Annotated in this window: 22 protein-coding genes; 12 read left to right on the forward strand and 10 right to left on the reverse strand. The window is 72.4% G+C overall.

Annotated elements, in window-relative coordinates; translation table 11 throughout:
- The first annotated feature begins 483 nt into the window (after positions 1–483).
- The gene (locus tag ABGB17_RS01445; RefSeq protein ID WP_347625833.1) at positions 484–984 is read left to right on the forward strand and encodes a hypothetical protein; all 501 of its coding nucleotides are present in this window, start codon (positions 484–486) and stop codon (positions 982–984) included.
- Here ABGB17_RS01445 and ABGB17_RS01450 read toward each other — a convergent pair.
- From ABGB17_RS01450 to ABGB17_RS01460, 3 genes are read right to left on the reverse strand one after another with little or no spacing between them, the layout of a single operon-like run.
- The gene (locus ABGB17_RS01450; protein WP_347625834.1) at positions 978–1,763 is read right to left on the reverse strand and encodes an ATP-binding cassette domain-containing protein; all 786 of its coding nucleotides are present in this window, start codon (positions 1,761–1,763) and stop codon (positions 978–980) included. The genes ABGB17_RS01445 and ABGB17_RS01450 overlap by 7 nt on opposite strands.
- 2 nt (positions 1,764–1,765) lie before the next feature.
- A complete protein-coding gene (locus ABGB17_RS01455; RefSeq protein WP_347625835.1) occupies positions 1,766–2,563 on the reverse strand; it encodes an ABC-2 family transporter protein in 798 nt (265 codons plus the stop codon).
- A gap of 3 nt (positions 2,564–2,566) precedes the next feature.
- Positions 2,567–3,253, reverse strand: a complete 687-nt coding sequence (locus ABGB17_RS01460; RefSeq protein WP_347625836.1) for an ABC-2 family transporter protein — start codon at positions 3,251–3,253, stop codon at positions 2,567–2,569.
- Positions 3,254–3,604: 351 nt separating this feature from the next.
- On the opposite strand from ABGB17_RS01460, the gene ABGB17_RS01465 reads away from it, so the two are divergent.
- The 3 genes from ABGB17_RS01465 to ABGB17_RS01475 all read left to right on the forward strand — a co-directional run bounded on the left by ABGB17_RS01465 (position 3,605) and on the right by ABGB17_RS01475 (position 7,475).
- Positions 3,605–4,606: an alpha/beta hydrolase gene (locus tag ABGB17_RS01465; RefSeq protein ID WP_347625837.1), complete on the forward strand. Its 1,002-nt coding sequence runs from the start codon at positions 3,605–3,607 to the stop codon at positions 4,604–4,606.
- Between the two features lie 324 nt (positions 4,607–4,930).
- Positions 4,931–6,529 carry a protein kinase gene (locus tag ABGB17_RS01470; protein ID WP_347625838.1) on the forward strand — a complete coding sequence of 533 codons (1,599 nt, stop codon included), beginning with the start codon at positions 4,931–4,933 and terminating at the stop codon, positions 6,527–6,529.
- Positions 6,530–6,623: 94 nt separating this feature from the next.
- A complete protein-coding gene (locus ABGB17_RS01475) occupies positions 6,624–7,475 on the forward strand; it encodes an ATP-binding cassette domain-containing protein (protein WP_347625839.1) in 852 nt (283 codons plus the stop codon).
- Here the strand turns inward: ABGB17_RS01475 and ABGB17_RS01480 are convergent.
- Positions 7,377–7,904 carry an ATP-binding protein gene (locus ABGB17_RS01480; protein WP_347625840.1) on the reverse strand — a complete coding sequence of 176 codons (528 nt, stop codon included), beginning with the start codon at positions 7,902–7,904 and terminating at the stop codon, positions 7,377–7,379. The genes ABGB17_RS01475 and ABGB17_RS01480 overlap by 99 nt on opposite strands.
- Positions 7,905–8,049: 145 nt before the next feature.
- Here ABGB17_RS01480 and ABGB17_RS01485 point away from each other — a divergent pair, with 145 nt between their 5' ends.
- The gene (locus tag ABGB17_RS01485; RefSeq protein ID WP_347625841.1) at positions 8,050–8,895 is read left to right on the forward strand and encodes a helix-turn-helix transcriptional regulator; all 846 of its coding nucleotides are present in this window, start codon (positions 8,050–8,052) and stop codon (positions 8,893–8,895) included.
- Positions 8,896–8,916: 21 nt separating this feature from the next.
- Positions 8,917–9,138: a DUF397 domain-containing protein gene (locus ABGB17_RS01490; RefSeq protein ID WP_347625842.1), complete on the forward strand. Its 222-nt coding sequence runs from the start codon at positions 8,917–8,919 to the stop codon at positions 9,136–9,138.
- Between the two features lie 4 nt (positions 9,139–9,142).
- On the opposite strand, the gene ABGB17_RS01495 is transcribed toward ABGB17_RS01490, so the two are convergent.
- A complete protein-coding gene (locus tag ABGB17_RS01495) occupies positions 9,143–10,189 on the reverse strand; it encodes a Glu/Leu/Phe/Val dehydrogenase dimerization domain-containing protein (RefSeq protein ID WP_347625843.1) in 1,047 nt (348 codons plus the stop codon).
- 91 nt (positions 10,190–10,280) lie between these two features.
- On the opposite strand from ABGB17_RS01495, the gene ABGB17_RS01500 reads away from it, so the two are divergent.
- Positions 10,281–10,751 carry an Lrp/AsnC family transcriptional regulator gene (locus ABGB17_RS01500; protein WP_347625844.1) on the forward strand — a complete coding sequence of 157 codons (471 nt, stop codon included), beginning with the start codon at positions 10,281–10,283 and terminating at the stop codon, positions 10,749–10,751.
- Positions 10,752–10,755: 4 nt separating this feature from the next.
- Here the strand turns inward: ABGB17_RS01500 and ABGB17_RS01505 are convergent, their stop codons facing one another.
- Both ABGB17_RS01505 and ABGB17_RS01510 read right to left on the reverse strand, forming a co-directional pair.
- Positions 10,756–11,100, reverse strand: coding sequence for a hypothetical protein (locus ABGB17_RS01505; RefSeq protein WP_347625845.1), 345 nt, complete (start codon positions 11,098–11,100; stop codon positions 10,756–10,758).
- 55 nt (positions 11,101–11,155) lie between these two features.
- Complete coding sequence (locus ABGB17_RS01510) at positions 11,156–12,685, reverse strand: amidohydrolase family protein (protein ID WP_347625846.1); 1,530 nt, start codon at positions 12,683–12,685, stop codon at positions 11,156–11,158.
- A gap of 150 nt (positions 12,686–12,835) precedes the next feature.
- On the opposite strand from ABGB17_RS01510, the gene ABGB17_RS01515 reads away from it, so the two are divergent.
- Positions 12,836–14,050 (forward strand): MFS transporter, encoded by a 1,215-nt coding sequence (locus ABGB17_RS01515; protein ID WP_347625847.1) that lies wholly within the window; start codon positions 12,836–12,838, stop codon positions 14,048–14,050.
- Between the two features lie 42 nt (positions 14,051–14,092).
- Here the strand turns inward: ABGB17_RS01515 and aceA are convergent, their stop codons facing one another.
- Positions 14,093–15,385 (reverse strand): isocitrate lyase, encoded by a 1,293-nt coding sequence (gene aceA / locus ABGB17_RS01520; RefSeq protein WP_347625848.1) that lies wholly within the window; start codon positions 15,383–15,385, stop codon positions 14,093–14,095.
- Between the two features lie 391 nt (positions 15,386–15,776).
- Here aceA and ABGB17_RS01525 point away from each other — a divergent pair, with 391 nt between their 5' ends.
- Positions 15,777–17,213, forward strand: a complete 1,437-nt coding sequence (locus ABGB17_RS01525) for a helix-turn-helix domain-containing protein (protein WP_347625849.1) — start codon at positions 15,777–15,779, stop codon at positions 17,211–17,213.
- Between the two features lie 76 nt (positions 17,214–17,289).
- A complete protein-coding gene (locus ABGB17_RS01530) occupies positions 17,290–18,279 on the forward strand; it encodes a glucosyl-3-phosphoglycerate synthase (RefSeq protein WP_347625850.1) in 990 nt (329 codons plus the stop codon).
- Between the two features lie 33 nt (positions 18,280–18,312).
- Here ABGB17_RS01530 and ABGB17_RS01535 read toward each other — a convergent pair whose 3' ends face one another.
- Positions 18,313–19,776: an alpha/beta hydrolase gene (locus ABGB17_RS01535; RefSeq protein ID WP_347625851.1), complete on the reverse strand. Its 1,464-nt coding sequence runs from the start codon at positions 19,774–19,776 to the stop codon at positions 18,313–18,315.
- A gap of 117 nt (positions 19,777–19,893) precedes the next feature.
- Between ABGB17_RS01535 and ABGB17_RS01540 the strand changes: the two genes are divergently transcribed.
- Positions 19,894–21,144: a histidine kinase gene (locus tag ABGB17_RS01540; protein WP_347625852.1), complete on the forward strand. Its 1,251-nt coding sequence runs from the start codon at positions 19,894–19,896 to the stop codon at positions 21,142–21,144.
- On the forward strand, positions 21,132–21,779 hold the full coding sequence (locus ABGB17_RS01545) for a response regulator transcription factor (protein ID WP_347625853.1): 648 nt from the start codon (positions 21,132–21,134) through the stop codon (positions 21,777–21,779). The genes ABGB17_RS01540 and ABGB17_RS01545 overlap by 13 nt, the downstream gene beginning before the upstream one ends.
- Positions 21,780–21,816: 37 nt before the next feature.
- Here ABGB17_RS01545 and ABGB17_RS01550 read toward each other — a convergent pair whose 3' ends face one another.
- Entirely contained in the window at positions 21,817–22,422 is a 606-nt protein-coding gene (locus ABGB17_RS01550; protein WP_347625854.1) for a TetR family transcriptional regulator C-terminal domain-containing protein, read from the reverse strand.
- Positions 22,423–22,440 lie beyond the last annotated feature (18 nt).

The raw sequence follows: 22,440 nt of genomic DNA on the forward strand, positions 1-22,440 counted from the left end.
ACCCCCGGGCCCTCCCCATCGAAGCCGCTCGAGACACACCCACCCCCGGCTCCGCCCGTGCACGGCCTGAAAATTCCAGCAATCACCGTCTTCCGTGCCCTTCGAGCGACATACCGGATATGTCCGCGATGCGACCCGGGGGTCATCGTCCTGCACGCGAGGGGCTCCACCGGCTTCCCGTTGGGGTCCGCGGTCACCGGCACCGTCGGTGCGTGAGGTCGACCGCTGACAGTCGTTGTGGCGTTGGGCCGTCGGTCATGTGCATGGGTGCGGGTGGGGGGTGGGTGGCGGTTCGGAAGTTTCGGTGGCGCCGGGCTTTTCGATCGCAGGAGGTGACGGCGGGGGGTCGTGGGGCTGGAGCGTCGCAGGTGGTGGTGGGGGTGGGGGAGGCGTGCTCGCTGGTTGTAACGTCTGCCGCTTTGAGCGATTTGTCGCTACTGTTGCGCGCGGACCGCAGCTTTTGTGAGGGGCGAGGTGGTGGCCATGCGGCACTTCCTGGGGTTGCTGCTCGGGATCGTGATGACCGCGGTGCTGACGGCCGGTGCCGGGTGGGCCTCGCAGGACGTGGTGCGCGGTCTGGTGAGCGCGGCCGGTGGCGCGACCGCCGTCGACCCGGTGCGCGACACCAAGGCGCTGGTCGCGATCGGCGCCATGGCGGTGGCCGGGCTGCTGCTCGGGCTGGTGGTGGCCGGGCGGGTCTCGCCGCTGGCCACGTTCGTCCCCTCGATGGTGCTGCTCGCCTGGACGGTCATCTACGTCCTGGACGTCAACCGGGCCCTCGGGCTCGCCCCGACCGACCCCACGCTGGACGCGAGGATCGTGCAGGCGGGCCGGGGCATGCAGGACCTGCTGGCCAAGGGTGTCTTCGCGCTGATCGGCATCGCCCTGTTCATCCCGGTGCTGATGCCGTCCCGCTGGTCCGGGCGCGACGACGCCGAGGAGCCGTACGAGGAGGAGTCGGCCGAGCCCGCCGGTTACTACTGAGCCGCCGGCGTCCCTCTCCGGGTGTAGAGGTTGGTGACCACCTCCTCGATGGTGGACCCGGCGGGCGCGGTGGCCATCAGAGCCGGAAGGGTGCCGTCGAACGCCAGGCTGCCGTGGTCGATCAGCATGACCCGGCGGCACAGCCGCTCGATGTCGCCGAGGTCGTGGGTGGTGAGCAGCACGGTGGTGCCGCGTTCGGCGTTCAGCGAGCGCAGGAAGTCGCGCACGGCCGCCTTGCTCACCACGTCGAGGCCGATGGTGGGTTCGTCGAGCACGAGGACCGGAGGGTCGTGCAGCAGGGCCGCGGCGATGTCGCCCCGCATGCGCTGGCCGAGGCTGAGCTGCCGGACCGGCGTGTCAAGGAACGGGCCGAGCTCCAGCACCTCGCACAACTCGGCCATCCGCCGCCGGAACACCTCATGATCTACTTTGTAAAGGTGCCGGATCAGGGTGAAGCTGTTACGCAGCGGCAGGTCCCACCACAGCGTCGTCCGCTGGCCGAACACCACACCGATGTGCCGCGCCAGGGTGGTGCGCCGCCGTGAGGGGTCCAGCCCGGCCACCTGGACGCGCCCGCTGGTCGGCGTCAGGATGCCGGTCAGCATCTTGATCGTCGTCGACTTGCCCGCGCCGTTCGGCCCGAGGTACCCGACGAACTCCCCGGGGTCGACGCGGAACGACAGGTCGCGGACGGCGTGCACGACCTGTGTCTCCCGGCGCAGCCGGCCCACCCGCCGCCGCACGGTGAACGAGCGGCCCACCCCGTCCAGTTCGATCATGTCTAGCTCCCCGTGGATCGGTAGCGGCGTATCCCGGCCCGCCAGACCAGCGCGGCCAGGGTGGCGAGCATCAGCGCGGCGGCCGGGCTCAGGTAGCGGAGCCAGTGAGGGAGGCCCAGCGGGTCAGGGCGGTCCAGCACGAAAAGACCGGGCTGCCAGTTGACGAACGCCAGCGGCACGATGAACGTCACCCCCCGCACCAGGTCGGCGCCGTACACGCTGAAGGGGTACTGGGTGAGCTGCGCCCCGCCGTAGGTGAAGGCGTTGGCCAGCTCCGGCGCGTCGGTCAGCAGGAACTGCAGCGCCGCCCCGACGGTCCACACCGAGGCGAACAGCACGACGCCGCACACCACCATCACCGGGATCATCCAGGCGCGCTGCCACGGCACGTCCAGCGAGGGCAGCGCGATCGCCAGCACCACCGCGGCCTGCGCGACCCGCCCGGTGCGCTGCACGGTGAACCGCTCCACGGCCATCTGGACGAACGGGCTGACCGGGCGGATGAGCATGGTGTCGAAGCTCCCCGACCTGATGTGCTGGCCGAGCCGGTCGACGTTGCCGAACAGCAGGTCCGCCAGCGCGAACGAGACGCCCGCCGTGCCGTACAGGAACATCACCTCGTACAGGCCGAACCCGCCGAGGGAGTCGGTGTGCGCGAACATCACGGCGATGGCCGCGACGTCCAGGCTCGTCACCGTGAACGCCCCGAGCGTCAGCATCACCGTGGACGCGCGGTACTGCAGCGCCGCCCGGGTCCAGACGGCCGCCAGCAGCACGTACGCCCGCACCGCGCCGATCATCGCTCACCCACCCTGGATCACGACCTTCTTGCGCGCCGCCCGGGTGACCAGGGCGCCGAGGGCCAGGATGGCCGCCGCCCACAGCACCTGGAAGCCGAGCGCCGCGGCGACGTCGGCCTTGCCGAGGAAGACGTCGGCGGGGACCTGGACCAGCGCCGCCCACGGCAGGGCCCGCGCGAGCTCGCCCAGCCAGCCGGGGAAGATCACCAGCGGGAGCACCATGCCGCTGAAGAAGGTGGTCATGGCCAGGGCCAGCGACTGCACGCCCCGGTCGTCCACGATCCAGCACGACGCCAGCGCGATGAGGTAGCGCAGGGCGAAGCTCACCACGATGCCGAGCGCCATCGAGACGGCGAACGCCGCCCACGTGCCCGCCGACGACGGCCACCGGATGCCGAACAGCGCGGCCCCGGCCAGCGTGGGCGGGATGCTGCGGGCCAGGAACAGGAACGCGGCCCGCCCGAGGTCGTCGGCGAGGCTCCACATCTGCAGGGACGCCGGCCGCACCAGGTCGAGCGCGATGTCGCCGGTGCGCACCCGCTGGGACAGCTCCAGGCCGCCGCCGAACACCTGCATGGGCCCGATGAAGCCCTGGGTGAGGAAGCAGAACGTGATCGCGTCGGTGACGTCGTACCCGGCGAGCCCCGGGCGCGCCTCCCACAGGGCGATCAGCACGTAGGCGCGCAGCACCCCGAAGACGGTGTTGGTGAACGCCCCTGCCGCGGCGGCGGCCCGGTAGGTGGAGTGACGGCGGAAGCCGTACTTGAAGACGGTCAGATAGAGCGCGAAGGTCGGGCACCTCCAGATCCGGGGCGGAGGGGCAATCGTAAACCGGGCCCTCGGGCCGGGGCTCGGTATTTTGACGAGTCTCGGTATACCCCGTCGGGGTGACTGTGGCCTTCACCCCTCTTGTCCCGCTCTCACCAGGTCAAATCTCGGGGCAAGCTCTCGACAAATATGTAACGTCCATGTAAACCAGAACGTACTGGCGGGTAGATAGATCGGCTGCCCGCTTGGTTCGGGGATGGAGGTCCGGGGCGCATGCAGGAGGAGATCGACGTCGACGTATATCCCCGGTATCCCCTCAGTTGGCAGGCCGGGGCCTTCAACACCCTGCTGCGCGGCACCACCAAGCCCGCCTGCGCCCTGCTGCTGCGGCACGGCCTCGGTCTCACCCTCCTCTCGCGGGTGGTCGCCATGGGGGAGCGGCTGCCGATCCCCGTGCCGTCCGGGGTGTCCATCGTCAAGGACGGGCCGCGGCGCACCGAATGGGTGCGCACCGGGGAGCCGGACGAGGACAAGGTGGTGCTCTACTTCCACGGCGGCGGCTACTTCTTCTGCTCGCCCGCCACGCACCGCCCGATCACCTGCCGCCTGTCGGCGGTGGCCCGGCGGCCGGTGCTCGCCCTCGACTACCGCCAGGGGCCGGTGCACTCACTCGCCCAGTCGCTGTCGGACGCGCTGGAGGCCTACGAGGGGCTGCTCGGCCGTGGGTACGACCCGTCGGGCATCGTGGTGGCGGGCGACTCGGCGGGCGGGCACCTCGCTCTCACCACGCTGCTGGCGCTGCGCGACCGCGGGCTGCCGGCGCCGTCCGCCGCCGTGTGCCTGTCCCCCTGGGCCGACCTGACCGACGTCCGGCGCCGGGTGAACCGCTGGGCCGACCCCAGCCTGTCGGCGAGCCGGGTGGACTGGCTGGCCCGCCGCTGGACCGCCGGGCTCGACGCCCGCGACCCGCTGGTGTCCCCGGTGTACGGCGACTACCGCGGCCTGCCCCCGCTGATGGTCGTCACCGGCTCCACCGAGGTGCTGCGCGACGAGGGCCGCCGTGTCGCGCTGCGTGCCCGCGAGGCCGGGGTGCCGGTCACGTACGAGGAGTGGCCCCGCATGCCCCACGTGTTCCCCATCCTGGCCGACGTGGTGCCGGAGGCCCGGCTGGTGTTCCGCCACATCGCCCGTTTTCTCGGCGCGGTGTCCGCCACGCGGGACTCCGCCGCGGCCCTCGAACCGCCGTCCGCCGAGCAGGCCACGGACGCCGCCTGAGCCGGTACCGGAAGGCCGCGCCGAGGCCCTGGGGAAAGCGCCGGAGACGTCCGGATAGGGCCCCGGCGTCCGTAACCCCGCACGGGGCTCTCATCGGCATGACATGGACTTTTCCCTGACCGTGACAGCGTCTTTACGGACGGCGTCCGGGGTTTCGGGCCGGTGTCACATCCGTCCGTCGAGTCACACTGAGCACGTTGGTGACTTACTCCCAGGTATCAGTCACCTAACCTCTCATGCCGACTCGAACTAGTAGCCGCCGAACGGCCTTCGGGGGCGCCACAGTGGCTCGTGCCGTACCACTCGCAGAGAGGGCACCTACGGATGGCACGTGGCGCAGGCTCGCCCGGCGGGACGCCTCCGGGTGTCCGGCCGCTGACGGTGGGCGACCCGGTGATCATCGGTCGCTACCTTCTTCTCGGCCGTCTCGGCGCGGGCGGCATGGGCGTGGTGTACCTCGCCGAGCACCCCGAAGGCGGCCTTGTCGCGCTGAAGACCCCGCACGCCGTCCACCTCAACGACCCCACGCTGCGGGCCCGGTTCGCCGAAGAGGTCGAGCTGTCCCGCCGCGTGGTGCCGTTCTGCACCGCCGCCGTCCTCGAGGACGGCACCGACCGCGACCGCCCGTACCTCGTGACCGAGCACATCCCCGGCCCTTCCCTCTCCCAGGTCGTCGGGGCGCGCGGGCCGCTGACGGCGGACCTCGCGTACGGCGTCGCGCTCGGCGCCGCGGCGGCGCTGGTCGCCATCCACGAGGCCGGGTTCGTGCACCGCGACCTCAAGCCCGGCAACGTGCTGCTGTCGCCCAAGGGCCCCCGGGTCATCGACTTCGGCATCGCCCGCGAGGTGGACGCCGCCGTCGCCCACACCCAGGCCGGGCAGATCATGGGCAGTCCCGGCTGGGTGGCGCCGGAACGTCTCACCGGCGGCCCCGCCATCCCCTCCTCCGACGTGTTCGCCTGGGGCTGCCTGGTCGCCTACGCCGCCACCGGCCACCACCCGTTCGGCACCGGGGACGCCGAGGCGCTGACCCGGCGCATCCTGGTCGAGCAGCCCCGCCTGGGGTCGGTGCCGAAGCTCCTGTGGGACCCGGTGTCGGCCGCGCTCGCCAAGGAGCCCGGCGCCCGCCCGTCGGCCGCCGCCCTGCTGTCGGCGCTGCTGCACGCCGGGGGAGTGGACCCGGCGTGGGACCCCCGCGAGGCCGTCGCCGCGGTCCTCGAGGAACTGTGGGTCCCCGTGCCGCACCCCGTGGGGCGGCTGAAGATCTCCGACGAGGACGCCCCCGCCGAGGGCACCACCACCGGCGCCCGTGCCGCCCGCCGCGCCGCCGCCCGCCGCGGCCACGTCTCCCACGCCGGCTTCGCCGCCCTGGCCACCGTCACCATCGCCGCGGTGACCGTCGTCGCCGCCGGCACCGGCGGCAACAGCATCAACCCCATCTCCGACCCCGGCACCCCCGAACGGGTGCCGTTCGTCATGCCCTTCCACGACAGCCGCACCCCGACCGGCCCGTCCGGCGCCACCCTCCCCGTAGCCGCCGCCTCCGGCCCCCACGCCTCCACCGCCCCCGGCAGCCCTCCCGGTGTGGCGGTCACCCCCGGCCCCGCCAAGACACGCTCCGGCCCACCCACCGGCGACCCGGGCGGTCCCGGCGACCCCTGGCAGTCCCAGATGCCAAGACCCACCGGCGTCCGCACCACCACCCGCCCTCCTGACCCCGCCCCCTCCCCGACCTGCGCCGACCGCCGCGGCCGCGAGAAACCCTGCCAACCCACCCGCACCCAGCAGCCCCGCCCCACCCGCACCCCCAAACCGACCGTCAGCATCAGCCAGGTCCCCGAATGGGGCGACGGCGAAGACCCGTCCGCCACCCCCACCGCCGTCCCGACCTTCACCCCCACGGCGACCTCCAGCACAACCTGACCCAGCGATCACAGAGTTCACCTGGCCCGCCCCGCCGGTTCGCCGGGGTCAGTCCCTATGCTGCTTGCCGGACATGCCGGACAGGGAGTGGTGGATGAGCCAGGGGACGTGGCAGGGCGCGGTGGGGCCGCGGCGGGACGGCGCGGCGGTGGAGCTCGCCGGTGTCGGTGTCAGGGTGGGCGGGGGCCGGTCGCTGGTGTCGTCGGTGGACTGGCGGGTCGAGTACGGGAGCCACTGGGTGGTGCTCGGGCCGAACGGTGCCGGGAAGACCACCTTGCTGTCCGTCGCCGCCGCCGTGAGGCATCCCACCACCGGGACGGCGACCGTCCTCGGTCACCGCCTGGGGCGGGTCGACCTGCGGGAACTGCGCCGCCACATCGGCCTCGTCGCCGTCGGCAGGCGCCTGGTGGACGAGGAGTTGATGGAGGAGGAGGGCCTCACCGCCCACCAGGTCGTCCTGACCGGTCACACCGGCACCAGCGTCCCTCTGTGGGACCGCCTCGGCCCCGCCGAGCACGACCGCGCCCACGCGCTGCTCGCCGACCTGGGCTGCAAGGACCTCGCGACCCGTCACTTCGCGGTCTGCTCCCAGGGTGAACGCGCCCGGGTCCGCGTGGCCCGCGCCCTCATGGCCGACCCGGCGGTCCTCATGCTCGACGAGCCCTTCGCCGGCCTGGACCTGCCGGCCCGTGAAGACCTCATCGCCGCCCTGGAGGACCTGGCCCGCTCGCGTCCTTCCCTGACCACCGTCCTGGTCACCCACCACCTGGAAGAGGTCCCCGCGACCACGACCCACGCGCTGCTGATGCGCGACACCAGGGTCCAGACCGCGGGCCCCACCCAGGAGTCACTGACCGCCGAAACCCTCTCCGCCTGCTTCTCCCGCCCCCTGACCCTCACCGAAGCCGGCGGCCGCTGGTACGTCCGCGCCACCCGCACCCCCTGACCCCTCCAGCTCGAACCACACCACCGTCCCGGCACCGCGCCGCTCGAACCCCCACCGCCCCGCGATCCGGTCGACGAGCAGCAGCCCCCGCCCGTCCGTCTCCTCCACCCCGGGCACCCGCACCAGCGGCACCGTCCCCGCCCCGCCGTCCTCGACCGCGACCACCACCCCGCCGCCGGTGAACGCCACGGAGACCAGGAACTCCCTGCCCGCCGCGTGCCGCACCACGTTCCCCGCGAGCTCACTGACCAGCAACACGGCGTCCTCCCGGCACGCATGCCCGTCCCCGAGCACCCCGGCGACGAACCGTCGAACTCCCCGCACCTGCTCCGCGACCGGGGCGAACGTCCGTGACAACGTCGGACCCACCGTGCCCGCCGTCCGCGCGGCCGTCCCGGACGCCTGCCTGGTACTTGGCTGAGGAGCCACTCCCACCTCCATTGACTACTTACGGTGTGTGATTGGTCACTCACGATGGCAGACATCGTGCATGCTTGCACGGCAATCACACTAAGAACCCAAGCGGTCACAGTGCGTTGTAGCCTTGCGGTGTCCTGTGCATGGAGGTGGTGAAGTGGCAGCCAAGAACGGCATGACCCTGCGCGCCCAGTGGCTCGGGCGGGAACTCCGGGCGCTACGGGAGGCCGCCGGTCTCAGGCTCCCCGAAGCCGCGGAGTACATCCAGCGCGACGGTGCCACTGTCAGCCGGCTCGAGACCGGCCTGTACCCCGCCCGCACACCCGACGTCCAGGCGTTGCTCGACCTGTACGGGGTGACCGATCACCAGCGGCGCGCCGGCCTGATGCGGCTCGCCGCGGAGGTCTGGCAGACCGGCTGGTGGGACGGCTACTCCGGCGACCTCGCCAAAATGATGATCGACTACGCCTGGGTGGAATCACGGGCATGCGTCATCCGGTCGTTCGACGCGCTGGTCGTACCGGGACTGCTCCAGACGCCGGCGTACATGCGCGCCGTGATCCAGAAGTCCGACTTCGACAACGCCCTTACCTCGTCCGGCACTCAATTCCGGCTCGAACGTCAGCGCATTCTCACCACAGAGGATCCATCGACGATCAAAGCCGTGCTCGACGAAAGCGTGCTGCGCCGTGTGGTCGGCGGCCCCGCCACGCTCAAGGAGCAGCTCACGCACCTGATCGATATGGCCCAGTGGCCCAACATCGAAATACGGGTGCTGCCCTTCAGCACGGGTGCCCATGCCTGCCTGGACGGATCGTTCATCATCTTCGAGATGCCGGAGCCGTATCCCCAGGTCGGTTACGTGGACACACCCGCCAGAGGAATCTATGTTGAGCAAGAGGCAATGGAGAAACTTATCCTCAAATATGAGCAGATACAGCGCGATGCCCTAGAACCAAGGCAGTCGGCGGAAATGATCAGAGCGGTGCTCGGCACCATCTGAGAACGTACGCATGGAGATGACATGGCGCCCCCTGAGCAACAGCCGTACGCGGCCTGGCACATCAGCAGTTTCAGCCCCAATGCGGGTTCCAATTGCGTTGAGGCGGGCCCCATGCTGGACGGCAGCGGGCGAGTCGCGGTGCGGCACAGTCGTCACCCCGACGGCCCGGTGATCGTTTACACGCGGGCCGAGTGGGACGCCTTCCTCGCGGGGGTGCGGGCGGACGAGTTCGACTTCGACTAGGGCTTCAGGCCGCGTCGATGCGGCGTCGCGCCAGCTCGTGGCCTGCCTCGGCCGGAGTGACGCCGAGGGCGTCCGCGGTGGTCAGCAGTTCGGTGACGGTGTCCTCTATGGCGTTGACGCGGGCGAGGGACTCCTCGGGGGTGAGGCCGTGGAGTTCGGTGGTCATGGCGTTGATGACGCCGCCGGCGCTCGCGATGTGGTCCGGGATCCAGGTGATGGCCCGCTGATGCAGCAGATCGGCGGCCTCGGGGGTGTCGAGCTGGTTGTTGGCGGGTCCTACCACGGCGCGGCAGCGCAGGGCTCTCACGACGTGTGGGGTGAGCAGGCCGCCGAGGGCCGCGGGGATCAGGTAGTCGGCGTCCGTGGAGATGATCTCTTCGGGGGTGCGCCAGGTGGCGCCGAGTTCCCCGGCGAGGCGCTTCTTGGTGTCGTCGATGTCGGTGACGGTCAGCACGGCGCCTTCGGCGGCCAGCAGGCGGGCGAGGTGTTCCCCGACGTGGCCGAGGCCGATCAGCGCCATGCGGCGGCCTTTCAAAGTCCTCTCGCCGTGCAGGTGGCGGTTGACGGCACGTAGGGCGGCGAGTGTGCCTTGCGCGGTGTGGGGGGAGGAGTCGCCGCTGCCGCCGAGCTCTCGTGGTCTGCAGAACACATGGGGAGTGACGTCGCCGATGACGGCCATGTCGGCGGGGGAGGTGCCCACGTCGGGGCCGATCGCGTACCTTCCGGCCATCGACTCGACGGCGTCGGCGACGTCGTACAGGACGTCGCGGCGCCGGGGCTGGTCCAACCGGGTGCCGGGGGGCAGGGCCACGACGGTCTTGCCGCCGCCGGCGGCCAGGCCGGCCGCGGCGAACTTGAGGGTCATCGCGGCCGACAGGCGCAGGGCGTCGGTGAGGCCGTCGCGCCAGCCGGGGTAGTGCCAGAGGCGGAGGCCGCCGGCGGCCGGGCCCAATGCGGTGGAGTGGACGGCGAGGACGACCGGCAGCCCGGAGCGCCGGCCCCGCCGGACAAGGATCTCTTCGTGGTCCAGCATGGGTGTCCCTTCTCTCATGTCCAGACGATAACCAAGGCCGCTGGACATTTGCCCTGCTGAGCAGGTCCGCACCGAACGAATGGCCGAAAGAACCACTAAAGTCCCGGGCATGGATGAACTTGATTCGGAGATCGTGCGGCTTCTCCAGACAGATGCGCGGCAGTCCAACCGCGAGCTGGCCCGCAAGCTCGGCGTGGCGCCCTCGACCTGCCTGGAGCGGGTCCGCGCGCTCACCCGGCGAGGCGTCATCCGGGGCTACCACGCCGACATCGACCCGGCCGCGCTCAACCGCCGCGTCCAGGCGTTGGTGTCGGTGCAGATCCGCCCGCTCAGCCGCGGCGTCATCGACACCTTCCAGGACTTCGCCGGCGCTCTCCCCGAGGTGCTCAGCGTCTTCGTGATCTCCGGCGGCGACGACTTCGTCCTCCACGTCGCCGTGCAGGACCTGGACAGTCTGCACTCGTTCCTCATCGACCGGCTCAGCAAGCGCCGGGAGATCACCGGCTTCCGCACATCGATGATCTTCCAGCGGGTCGGCAACGCCGCCCCTGCGCGCCTCCCCGAGCCCTCCCGGACCTAGCCCGTCAGTCGTCCAGGCGGACGGTGACGGTGACGCGGCCCGCCTCGTCGCGCCTGGCGACCGCGTGGCCGGTGCGGTCGGTGCCGTCCAGGTGCAGCGATATCGGCCCTCCCTCGGCGAGGAAGTTGCGCCACCAGGTCTTGGCGTCGGGAAACTGCACGCCGATCGTGACGGTGTCCGCCGTGCGGCGGAAGGCGACGGGGGTGCTGAAGGTGCGGCCGGAGCGGCGTCCGGTGTAGGTGACGACGGTGAGGTGTCTGCTGATCAGCCGGCCCCAGCGAGGGGACGAGTGCAGCGTCATGACGCAGGAGTTGAAACGGCCGACCGCTCGTCTCGGTAGTTGACGCACAGAATCCTCCATCACGAGGGGTTTCTCTGGCCGCCAACCTAGCTTTCCGTCGCGGTCACAGGAGGCGGTGGGTCCAGCGGCCGGCGAGGAGGGTGCCGATCACCTCCATGTCGCGGAGCTTCGACGGGGAGAGGCCGGACGGGTCGGTGGGCGTGATGAGGAGGTCGGCGGCGCTGCCAGGGGTGAGGGTCCGGCCCCGGGTGGACGCGGCCAGGGCGGCCTCCAGGGTGAGGGACTGCTCCGGGTGCCATGGGTCGCGGGTGTCGTCGGTGCGGGTGACGGCCGAGGCGATGCCGTCCCAGGGGTCCAGGGGGGCCACGGGGGCGTCGGAGCCGAACTCCAAGGTGGCGCCCGCCGCCGCGAGGGCGGCGTAGGGGTAGGCGCGGTGGGTGTGGCCCTTCCAGTACGTATCGGCGATCTCGCGGTCGTCGGGGGCGTGGGCCGGCTGCACGCCGGCGACCAGGCCGGGACGGGCGAACCTCGGCAGGTCGGCGGGGGTGACGAGCTGGGCGTGTTCGATGCGGCCGGGGCAGCCCACCGCTTCGAAGGCGTCCAGGGTGATGGCGACGGCCAGGTCGCCGATGGCGTGGACGGCGGGGTGGACGCCGTGGGCGCTGGCCAGGGCCATCAGGGTGCGCAGCTCCTCGGGGGCGATCTCCAGGGAGCCGCGGGAGGATGTGCCGGGGTAGGGGATCTCGCAGTAGGCGGTCTTGGTGTTGAGCGAGCCGTCGGTGAAGATCTTGACGGGCCCGACCTCCAGCAGGTCGTGCGGGCCGGCCGCCTGGCGGGTGCGCGGCCCCCGCCCGGGGACTCCCTCGCCGTCCGGGCCGCCGGTGCGCGGGCCCCGCCCGGCGCCGTCCGGGACGGGGACCTTCTCACCGGTGCGCAGACCGCGGCCGATGGCCTCCTCCAGGCGGTTGCGGGGGATCGAGCAGACGACCCGCACATCGAGCCGGTGTGCCTGCGCGCGGCGGCTCCAGTCGGTGACGTTGTCGGCCATCTCGAAGTCCTGGATGCCGACCACGCCCCGGGTGGCGGCCGCGGTGGCGGCCTCGGCCACCCAGCGGTCGAGCTCCTCCTGCGGGGCTCTGGGCAGGGCCGCGACGGCGGCGTAGCACTCCTGCTCCCGCAGCACCCCGGTCGGGTGGTCGCCGCGGCCGATCAGGGTCAGGGCCGCCGGGCTGAGCCAGACGGTGTGCAGGTCCTGGCTCATCAGGACGAGGGCCGCACCCGGGGCCACCGACTCCAGCAGCGCCTTGTCCGGCGCGTCCGGCCACAGCCCGTCGCGGAAGCCGAAGCCCACGGTGAGCCCGGACTCCTGGGGCGCCGCCGTCATCAGCGCCACCGCCTCGCGGGCCGAACGCGCCCCGGACAGGTCCACGCGGCGCCGTGTCTGCGCCCACTGGACAGCGTGCACATGCGTGTCCCACAGCCCCGGCAGCACGGTGCCGCCCTGGACGTCCACCGTCTCCGTGCCGGGCGGCGGCTCGGTGCCTGGCTCCGCGATCAGGCCGCCGACGATGAGGACGTCACGGACGGGGCCGCCGAGACCGGCACGGGCGTTGCGCAGCAGCAGTGAGGACATGCCCTGCATGCTAGAGCCGCCCGGCGGACCCGGGCCGATCCAGGCGGGAAACCGCCCCCGCTCAGGGGTACGGCCCGGGAAACCGATCGATCTTCCAGGGCCTCACCTGAACAATGGGGGCACCTGTGCCAAACCGGGAGGACCGGCCACGTGCGCAAGACCATGGTCCCGCTGCTGGTGACCGTCCTGATGGTGTTCTCGGCCTACCAGCTCCTGACGCCGATCCTGGCCCCCCTGTCGCGCGAGCTGTCGCTGAGCGAGAGCCGGCTCGGGATCGTGATCACGGTCGGGGCGGCGACGCTGACCCTCACCAGCCCCCTCTGGGGGCACGTGCTGGCGGTGGTCGGGCTGCGGACGGTGCTGGTGACCGGGCTGGTCCTGACGACGGCGGGACTCGCGGGGTTCGCGGCCGTCGCGCGGGCGGGGCTGGACGGCGCGCTGTCGCCGGCGGCCACCTTCTGGCTGATGATCCTCACCCGCGGGGTGACGTTCGGAGCGGGCATCGCGGCCATGCCCGTCGCGTCGGTCGCCGCCGCGAGCGTCATCACCGGCGGCGAGACCGAGCGGACACGCGCCATCGGGCTGGTGAGCGCCGCGCAGAGCAGCTCGCTGATCCTCGGCACGGCGGGCGGCGGCGCGCTGGCGGTGGTGTCGCTCCTGCTCCCGGTGTACCTGGCGCCGGTGGTCACCGCCCTGCTCGTCGTCTGGGTGCTGATCGCCGTACGGCCGGTGCCGGCGCCCCGGGACCGGGGGCCGCGCACCGCAGGCCCGCGCCCCTGGGAGGCACGGCTGTGGCCGCTGCTGACCACCGGCTTCTTCCTCTACCTGTCTCTCGCCCTCATCCAGGTGATCATCGGCTTCCTCGTCGCCGACCGCCTCGGCCTCGACCCGCAGGGCACCGCAGGCGCGGTCGGCATCGCCCTGTTCGTCGCCGGCGTCGTGATCGTCGCCGTCCAGGGCGCCGCCGTCCCGGCCCTCGGCTGGCCCCCGCTCCGCCTCCTCCGCGTCGGCATCCCCGTCACCGGCGCGTCCTTCGCCGTCCTGCTCACCGCCGCCCACCTGTGGACCGTCACCGCCGCCTTCGTCCTCATGACGCTGGGCCTAGGACTCGCCGTCCCCGGCTTCACCGCCGCCACCACCCTGGCCGTGGGCCCCGCCCAGCAGGGCGCCGTCTCCGGCCTCATCGGCGCCACCGTCGGCACCACCTTCATCGCCGGCCCCCTGCTCGGCACCGCCCTCTACGAGGTCAGCCCCGAGATCCCGATCCTCGCCTCCCTGGCGGCCGTTCTCGTCGCCCTCGGCCTGGTGTGGCTCTCCCCGGCCGCGCGCCCGCTGGTGCCCGCACCGCAGGACGCCAAGAGCTGAGGCGGGCCGCGCGGCCGTCAGGCAGCGCGGCCCGCCCGCCGGTCAGTGCGTGGTGGCGAACTGTTCGGACTCGGTGGAGTCCTTCAGGGCCACCGTGGAGGAGTCGGGGGCTACGGCGGTGCTGACCAGGTCGAAGTAGCCGGTGCCGACCTCCCTTTGGTGGCGGGTGGCGGTGTAGCCGGTGCGTTCGGCGGCGAACTCCTCCTCCTGGAGGCGGACGTACGCCGGCATGCCGTCGTCGGCGTAGCCGCGGGCCAGGTCGAACATCGAGTAGTTCAGGGAGTGGAAGCCGGCCAGGGTGATGAACTGGAAGCGGTAGCCCATGTGGCCGAGTTCGCGCTGGAACTTGGCGATCGTGGAGTCGTCCAGGTGTTTCTTCCAGTTGAAGGACGGTGAGCAGTTGTACGCCAGCATCTGGTCGGGGTACTCGGACTTGACGGCCTCGGCGAAGCGGCGGGCCACGTCCAGGTCGGGTGTGGAGGTCTCCATCCACAGCAGGTCGGCGTACGGGGCGTAGGCGAGGCCGCGGGCGACGCAGGCGTCCACGCCGCCCCGGACGCGGTAGAAGCCCTCGGCGGTGCGCTCGCCGGTGGTGAAAACGGCGTCGCGGGGGTCCACGTCGCTGGTCAGCAGGGTCGCGGCCTGGGCGTCGGTCCGCGCGATGATCAACGTCGGGACGTCGCAGACGTCGGCGGCCAGGCGGGCCGCGTTGAGGGTCTTGATGTGCTGGCCGGTGGGGATGAGCACCTTGCCGCCGAGGTGGCCGCACTTCTTCTCCGAGGCGAGCTGGTCCTCCCAGTGCACCCCGGCGGCGCCCGCGGCGATCATTCCTTTCATCAGTTCGAAGGCGTTGAGCACGCCGCCGAACCCGGCCTCGGCGTCGGCGACGATCGGCGCGAGCCAGTGCGGCGCCTTGGTGTCGCCCTCGGACCAGGTGATCTGGTCGGCGCGCAGCAGCGCGTTGTTGACGCGGCGCACCACGGCGGGCACCGAGTTGGCGGGGTAGAGGCTCTGGTCGGGGTAGGTCTGGCCCCCCAGGTTGGCGTCCGCGGCGACCTGCCAGCCCGACAGGTAGATGGCCTTGAGACCGGCCTTCACCTGCTGGACGGCCTGGTTGCCGGTGAGCGCGCCGAGGGCGTGCACGTAGTCCTCGGTGCGCAGCAGCGACCACAGCCGCTCGGCGCCGAGGCGGGCGAGAGTGTGCTCCTCCTGCACGGAGCCCCGCAGGCGGACGACGTCCTCGGCCGTATAGGTCCGTTCGACGTCCGCCCAGCGCGGGTCGCTCTCCCACTCACGCCGCAGCTCGTCTGCAGCTCCCTTGAGGCGATCTTTCATTTTGACTCCTTTGGCGTCCTCTGGGCGCTTGATTCGAGTCTGCGACGGGAAAGGCCCGGGAACATAGCCCTGATCATGGAAAAACTCACCACAATTTCGCCTTGGGCTAATACTGGCCAGTCTTCTGAGCAGAAGAAATGCAAAGTTTTCCCTATGGCCTAGACCAATTCTTGTGATCTGGATCATCGGCGGCCGGCCGGCGGACCCTCGTTCAGCCCTGCAGAGCAGGGCATACCGTCTCCCGGAGTCCGCCCCGGCCCGCATCAAGCCGCCCTTGACCCGCCTTCGATCCCCGGCACGCCCATCGGATGGCCCGTGCCTCTGGAAGAAACGTGAAAATTGCGCTTAGGATCGTGGTATGGCGTCCTTGGTGGGAGAAGAATCTCTGACTTTGACCCAGGAGCTCGACCTCCTCGCGTTCGGCCAGCGTCTGCGGCACCTGCGCAAGCAGCGCGGCCTCACGCTGTCCGAGCTCGGCGAGCGCGTCGGCCGGGCGCCGAGCCAGCTCTCCCTGCTGGAGAACGGCAAGCGCGAACCCAAGCTGTCCCTGCTGAAGTCCCTCGCCTCGGCGTTGTCGGTGCCGGTCGAGGAGCTGCTGCGCCGCCAGGCCCCGAGCCGCCGCGCCCAGCTGGAGATCGCCCTGGAGGAGGCGCAGCGCGACCCCCTGTACGCCGGCCTCGGCCTGTCGCGCCTGAAGGTCTCGGCCCGGGTGCCGAACGACGTGCTCGAGCACATCCTCGGCCTGTACGAGGAGCTGCGCGCCCGCCAGGCCCGGGGCACCGCCACCCCCGAGGAGGCCAGGGCCGCCAACGCCGAGCTGCGCCGCAAGCAGCGGGAGCAGGGCAACTACTTCGCCGAGATCGAGGCCGCCGCCGCCGAGGCCCTCGGCGCCGTCGGCTACCGCACCGGCCCGCTGTCCCAGGGCACCGTGCAGGCCCTGGTCACCCACTTCGGCTTCACCGTGCGCACCGCGCAGGACCTGCCGCGATCGGTCCGCTCCATCACCGACCTGCGCAACCGCCGCATCTACGTGAAGAACGAGCAGCTCGGCATGCACACCCCGCGCACCATCCTGCTGCAGACCCTCGGCCACCTGGCGCTCGGCCACCACCGGCCCCGCGACTTCGCCGACTTCCTGCGCCAGCGCACCGAGGCCAACTACTTCGCCGCCGCCGTGCTGGTCCCCGAGGCCACCGCCGTGCCGTACCTCAAGGAGGCCAAGCAGGACCGGGCCCTGTCGGTGGAGGACCTGCGTGACGTGTTCGCCGTCTCCTACGAGATGGCCGCGCACCGTTTCACGAACCTCGCGACCCACCACCTGGGCCTGGTGTGCCACTTCGTGCGCAACGACGCGGGCGGCATCATCTACAAGGCCTACGAGAACGACGGCATCGTGTTCCCCGCCGACGAGCAGGGCGCCATCGAGGGGCAGCGCATGTGCCTGCGCTGGTCGGGACGCCAGGTGTTCCTCTGCCCGGACCGCTTCTCGGTGCACTACCAGTACTCCGACTCGCCCACCGGCACCTACTTCTGCGTGGCCCACGTCGACCCGTCCCGCGAGCGCGACTTCGCGATCACCCTCGGCGTGCCGTACCGCGAGTCGCGGTGGTTCCGCGGCAGGGAGACCACCAACCGCACCCGGTCCGACTGCCCGAACGGGGACTGCTGCCGCCGCCCGCCGGCCGAGCTGACCCAGCGGTGGGAGGGGTACGCCTGGCCGTCCGCCCGGGCCAACTCCCACGTGCTCGCCGCCCTGCCGCCCGGCTCGTTCCCCGGCGTGGACGAGGCCGACGTGTACTCCTTCCTCGAGCGGCATGCCGCCGTCTGAGCCCGGAACGCGATGAGGAGGCCCCGTCGGCAGGCGAATAGAGTGATGAGGACGTTTCACGACGGGGGGTTCGTGCGTGCTGCCTGAGGTCGAGGAATGGCTGCGCGCCCGCACCACGGCATCGGCCGACTGGCCGCTGGACGCGCTGCTGGCCGCCAAGGGCGGCACCACCATCAGCGTGGTGCTCCCCGCCCGCGACGAGCAGGAGACCGTCGGTGACATCGTCGCCGCCATCCGCCGCGACCTGGTGGAGGCGGCCCCGCTGGTGGACGAGCTGATCGTCGTCGACTCCCGCTCCACCGACGACACCGCCGCGCGGGCGGTGCGGGCGGGCGCCAAGGTGTTCGGCCAGGACGAGATCCTGCCCGGCCTGCCCGCCATGGACGGCAAGGGCGACGTGTTGTGGAAGTCCCTCGCCGTCACCACCGGCGACCTGCTGGTGTTCGTGGACGCCGACCTGCGCGAGTTCCGCACGTCGTTCGTCACCGGCCTGCTCGGCCCCCTGCTCGCCGACCCGTCGGTGGCGCTGGTCAAGGGCTGCTACGACCGTCCCCTGCGCGAGGCGGGCGAGGGCGGCGGCCGCGTCACCGAACTGGTCGCCCGCCCCCTGCTCAACCTGCACTGGCCGCTGCTCGCCGGCTTCGTGCAGCCGCTGGCCGGGGAGTACGCCGCCCGCCGCACCGCGCTGGAACGGGTCCCGTTCGCCACCGGCTACGGCGTGGAACTCGGCCTGCTGATCGACCTGCTCGACGAGGCGGGCCTGCCCGCACTCGCCCAGGTGGACCTCGGCCGCCGCGTGCACTCCCACCAGTCCACCGAAGCCCTCGGCGTGATGGCCGGCCAGATCATGCACACCGCGTGGACCCGCCTGGAACGCCAGTGCAAGGTCATCTCGCTGCACCCCCCCGCCCCCGCCCTCACCCAGTTCCGCCGCGGCCCCGGCCTGCACGTTCCGATCACGCGAAACGTCCTGCCGGGCGAGCGCCCGCCCATGATCCAGGTCCCCGAGTACGCCGCCGCGCGTCTTCCCGGGACCCGCCCGGCCTCCGGCACGACGGCGTCCTGAGCGGGTGCCGCCGCTGAGTGCCGGGCGTCCGGCTCAGCGCCCGCACGTGAGGCGGCCCTCGGCGGGGACGCGCAGGCGCAGCAGGTAGTCGTCGACCGCCCGCCGGGTGCAGGCCGTCCGCTGGTAGGCGCTGTGGCCCGCGCCCTCGTAGGTCACCAGCGCCGCGCCGCGGCCGAGCTGCCGGCGGACGCCGGCCGCCCACGCGTGCCCGGTCGCCGGGTCGTGACGCGCGTTGACCAGCAGGATCGGGGGAGTGCCCGCCGGCACCTTCAGCCGGTGCTGGGGGTTGCGCGGCTCGACCGGCCAGACCGCGCAGGTCAGCGCGAACGCCTGGGTGTCGGGCTGGGTACGCATGTGGGGCGCGACCCGGCGCATCTTCGCGGCGAGGGCGGCGAACCGCCGGTGGTCGGGGATCGTCAGCCGCCAGTCCTGGCAGGCGGCGGGGGCCGGATGCTCGATCTCCCGCACCTCCGGGCCCGGCCGGCCGCGTACGACGCCGCGCGGTCCCGGCCTTCCCGACTCCAACGAGGCGATCCGCTCGGCCAGCCAGGAGTGATCCGGGCCCATGAGGCCGCCCAGATGCGCCTCCGTGGCCAGGTCGTACGCGCTCAGCACCCGGCCGGCCAGGGCGGGATCGCGCAGCGTGCCCCGGTCCGCCCGGGCCATCAGCCCGTCCCAGATCCGCGGGACGTCCCTGCCGTGCAGCGCGCACGCCCGGTCGCGGGCGCACCAGCGGGCGAACGCCACGAACGCGTCCTCGGCGTTGGCCGCCTGGCTCACCAGGAAGCGGCCGGTGGGCAGGCTGTGGTCGAGGACGCCGTCCAGCGACATCGCCCGGAGATCACGCCCGAACAGCTCCGCGTAATGCTGCCCGGGCAGTGTCCCCGCGGACACGCCGTGGTAGCTGATCGTGCGTTCGCCGAGCGCGCTCCGCAGGGCGTCGAGGTCCCGGGCGACGCTGACCGCGTCGAGGTGATCGGCCACCGGTCCGGTGCGGCGTCGGCAGTCGGCCGCCAGCTCGGCGGCGTACGCGCGGAGCCGGTCGAAGTCGGCCTGGTCACGGGGTGCGGGCAGGGGCTCGCGCCGGACGATGTCGGCCGAGCACCGCACCGGGGAGCTGCGTCCCACGCCGCGCGGGTCGAAACCCACGACGTCGAACCTCGCCAGGATCTCCTTGCCGAAGTACGTGCTCGCCTCGCCCTGGACGAAATCGGTGCCCGGCCCGCCGCCGACGTTCACCGCCAGGACGCCGATGCGCCGCCCCGGCTCCGCCGCCTTGAGCCGGGCCACCGCCAGGCCGAACCTCGCCCCGCCCGGCCGGCCCCAGTCCACCGGGACCTCCAGCTCACCGCATTCGACGGCCCGGTCGGCCGCACACGGCGCCCACGCGATCGCCGGCCCCGCTGCCGCGCCACGGCCCGGAAGCACGGTGCCGCCGGGAAAGGCGAGCACGGTGCCCGTGAGCACCGCACCCAGCTTGTACGCGAATCCCGTCATGAGACTCCTCCTTCGCGACTTGTCGAAGGCCCATCCAAGGCGGTGCGGCGGGCGGGCACAGGAGTCTCCGCACCCAGTCCCGGGGGTGGGCAGGCCCTACCTCGTACAGTGGCGGCCATGGAGATGGCAGAGGCGCTGCGCGGGGCTCCGCTGCGCTTCGTCGCGTCCACCTGGCCGCTGCGCACCGCCGCCTACGTGCTCACCGGCGTGGCCAGCGGCCTGCTGGCCCTGGCGTGGGTCCCGGTGGCGCTGGTGGCCGGCGCGTACGTGCTCACGCCGCTGCTGACGTCACCGCTCGCGGCGGCCGAGCGGCGGCGCGTCGCGCTCCTCGGCCTCCCCGCGCTGCCCGGCCCGCACCGCATCCCCGACCGTGCGGGGCTCGCCGCCTGGCTGAGGGCTCGGCACACCGACGCGGCCACCTGGCGCGAGCTGGCCTACCTGGTGCTGCACGGCAGTGTGCTGCTGGCCGTGAACGTCGTGGCGCTGCTGCTCGGCTCGGCCCCCGCACTGGTCTACCTGAGCGGCGTCGCCAACCTCACGACCTCGCGGCCCGGCGGACCGGCGTCCGCCACGCCCGCGATGCGGGCCGACGCCGCAGACGGCCAGGTGTTCGCGCTGGTCGGCGGGGCTGCGCTGGCCGTGCTCGGCACCGCCGTCCTCCTCTCCTACGCGACGGCCCTCGCCGCGCTGGCCCACGGCGCGCTCGCCCGCCTCCTGCTCTCCCCCGGCGACGAGGCCCGCGTCCGCTCGCTGACCAGCTCCCGTGCCCGCCTCATCGACGCCTTCGAGTCGGAACGCCGCCGCATCGAGCGCGACCTGCACGACGGCGCCCAGCAGCGGCTCCTCCGGCTCGGCATGACGCTCGTCACGGCCCAGCTCGAACTCGACCACGACCCCGAGGCCGCCCGCCCCCTGCTCGCCCAGGCGGCCGGCGAGGCCAGAGCCGCGCTCTCCGAGCTGCGCGAGCTGGTCCACGGCATCCACCCCCGGGTGCTCACCGACCTCGGCCTGCGCGCCGCCGTCGCCGAGCTCGCGGCGGGCCTGGCCGTGCCGGTGACCGTGGCGATGGACGTGCCGGGACGATTACCGGCGCCCGTGGAGTCCACGGCGTACTTCGTCGTCGCCGAGGCCCTGACCAACGCGGCCCGGCACGCCGCCGCCACCGAGATCACGGTGACCGGCTCGGCCACCGCCGGCACCCTGACCGTCGTCATAGGCGACAACGGCACGGGCGGCGCCGACCCGGCGCGCGGCACCGGCCTGACCGGGCTGGCCGACCGCGTCGACGCCCTGGCCGGCACCATCACGCTGACCAGCCCGCCCGGCGGGCCCACGACCCTGCGCCTGGAGTTGCCGTGCTCCGCATAGTGCTCGCCGAGGACGCGTTGCTGCTGCGCGAGGGGCTGGCCGCGCTGCTGGCCCGCTTCGGCCACGAGGTGGTGGCCGCCGCCGGCGATCCGGACGCGATGTCCGCCGCCGTCGCCGAGCAGTCCCCCGACATCGTGGTCACCGACGTGCGCATGCCGCCCACCTTCACCGACGAGGGCCTGCGCGCCGCGGTCGCCCTCCGCCACGGCCGGCCCGGGCTCCCCGTCCTGATCCTCAGCCAGTACGTGGCCACCGCTTACGCCGCCAAGCTTCTGGAGTCCACCAACGACGGCGGCATCGGCTACCTGCTGAAGGACCGCATCCTTGAGGTGCGCGAGTTCGTCGACGGCGTCGAACGGGTCGCCGCCGGCGGCTGCGTCATCGACCCCGAGGTCGTCCGCCACCTCCTCACCCGCCACCGCGACCCGCTGACCCGCCTCACGCCCCGCGAACGCGAGATCCTCGCCCTCATGGCGGAGGGCCGCTCCAACACGGCGATCACCAACGAGCTGCGGGTGAGCGAGAAGGTGGTCGGCAAACACATCAACGCCATCTTCACCAAACTGGACCTCCCGCCCACGGTCACCGACGACCACCGCCGCGTCCGCGCCGTCCTGATGTACCTCCGCGCCTGATCCCGCCCCGAACCTGTGCCTGCCGCCGTCACGCGGGTCAGCCGTTGAGGGCGTCCAGGGGGACGCCGAGTTCGGCGGCGGTGGCGGTGCGGACCAGGTCGGAGAGGCGGGCGCGGGTCAGGACGCGTTTGTGGACGGTGGCCTGCACCGCCAGGCCGTCGATGAGGGAGACGATGCGCCAGGTGGCGGCGTCGGGGTCGGGGCAGTGGAAGACGCCCTCGGCGACGCCGTCGTCCAGGATGCGGCGCAGGGCCTGCTTCCAGCACAGGTCGATGGTGCGGGACACCTCCTCCAGCACCGTGCTGCGGAGCGACTCCGACCAGGCGTCGATCCACAGGGCCCACGATTTGGACTTGCCGCTCGGGGAGTACAGGCGCAGCAGGTCGCGCAGCCGGGTCAGCGGCGGGCCGCCGGATTCCTGCAGCTTGGTGAGCGCGTCCAGGTCGCGCTGGGCGGCGTAGGCGAACGCCTCGGCGAACAGGCGGTCCTTGGTGGTGAAGTGGTAGAAGAGCAGGCCCTGGCTGACCCCGGCCGCGCGGGCGATGTCGACGGTGCGCGTGTGGCCGAAGCCCTGGGCGGCGATCACTTCACAGGCGGTCCTGAGCAGATCTTCCCGACGTATCCGGCCGAATCCTCGTGCCACAGGGGAACCCTAGCGCGA

It is taken from the genome of Sphaerisporangium sp. B11E5 (assembly GCF_039871875.1).
Classification (GTDB): Bacteria; Actinomycetota; Actinomycetes; order Streptosporangiales; family Streptosporangiaceae; genus Sphaerisporangium.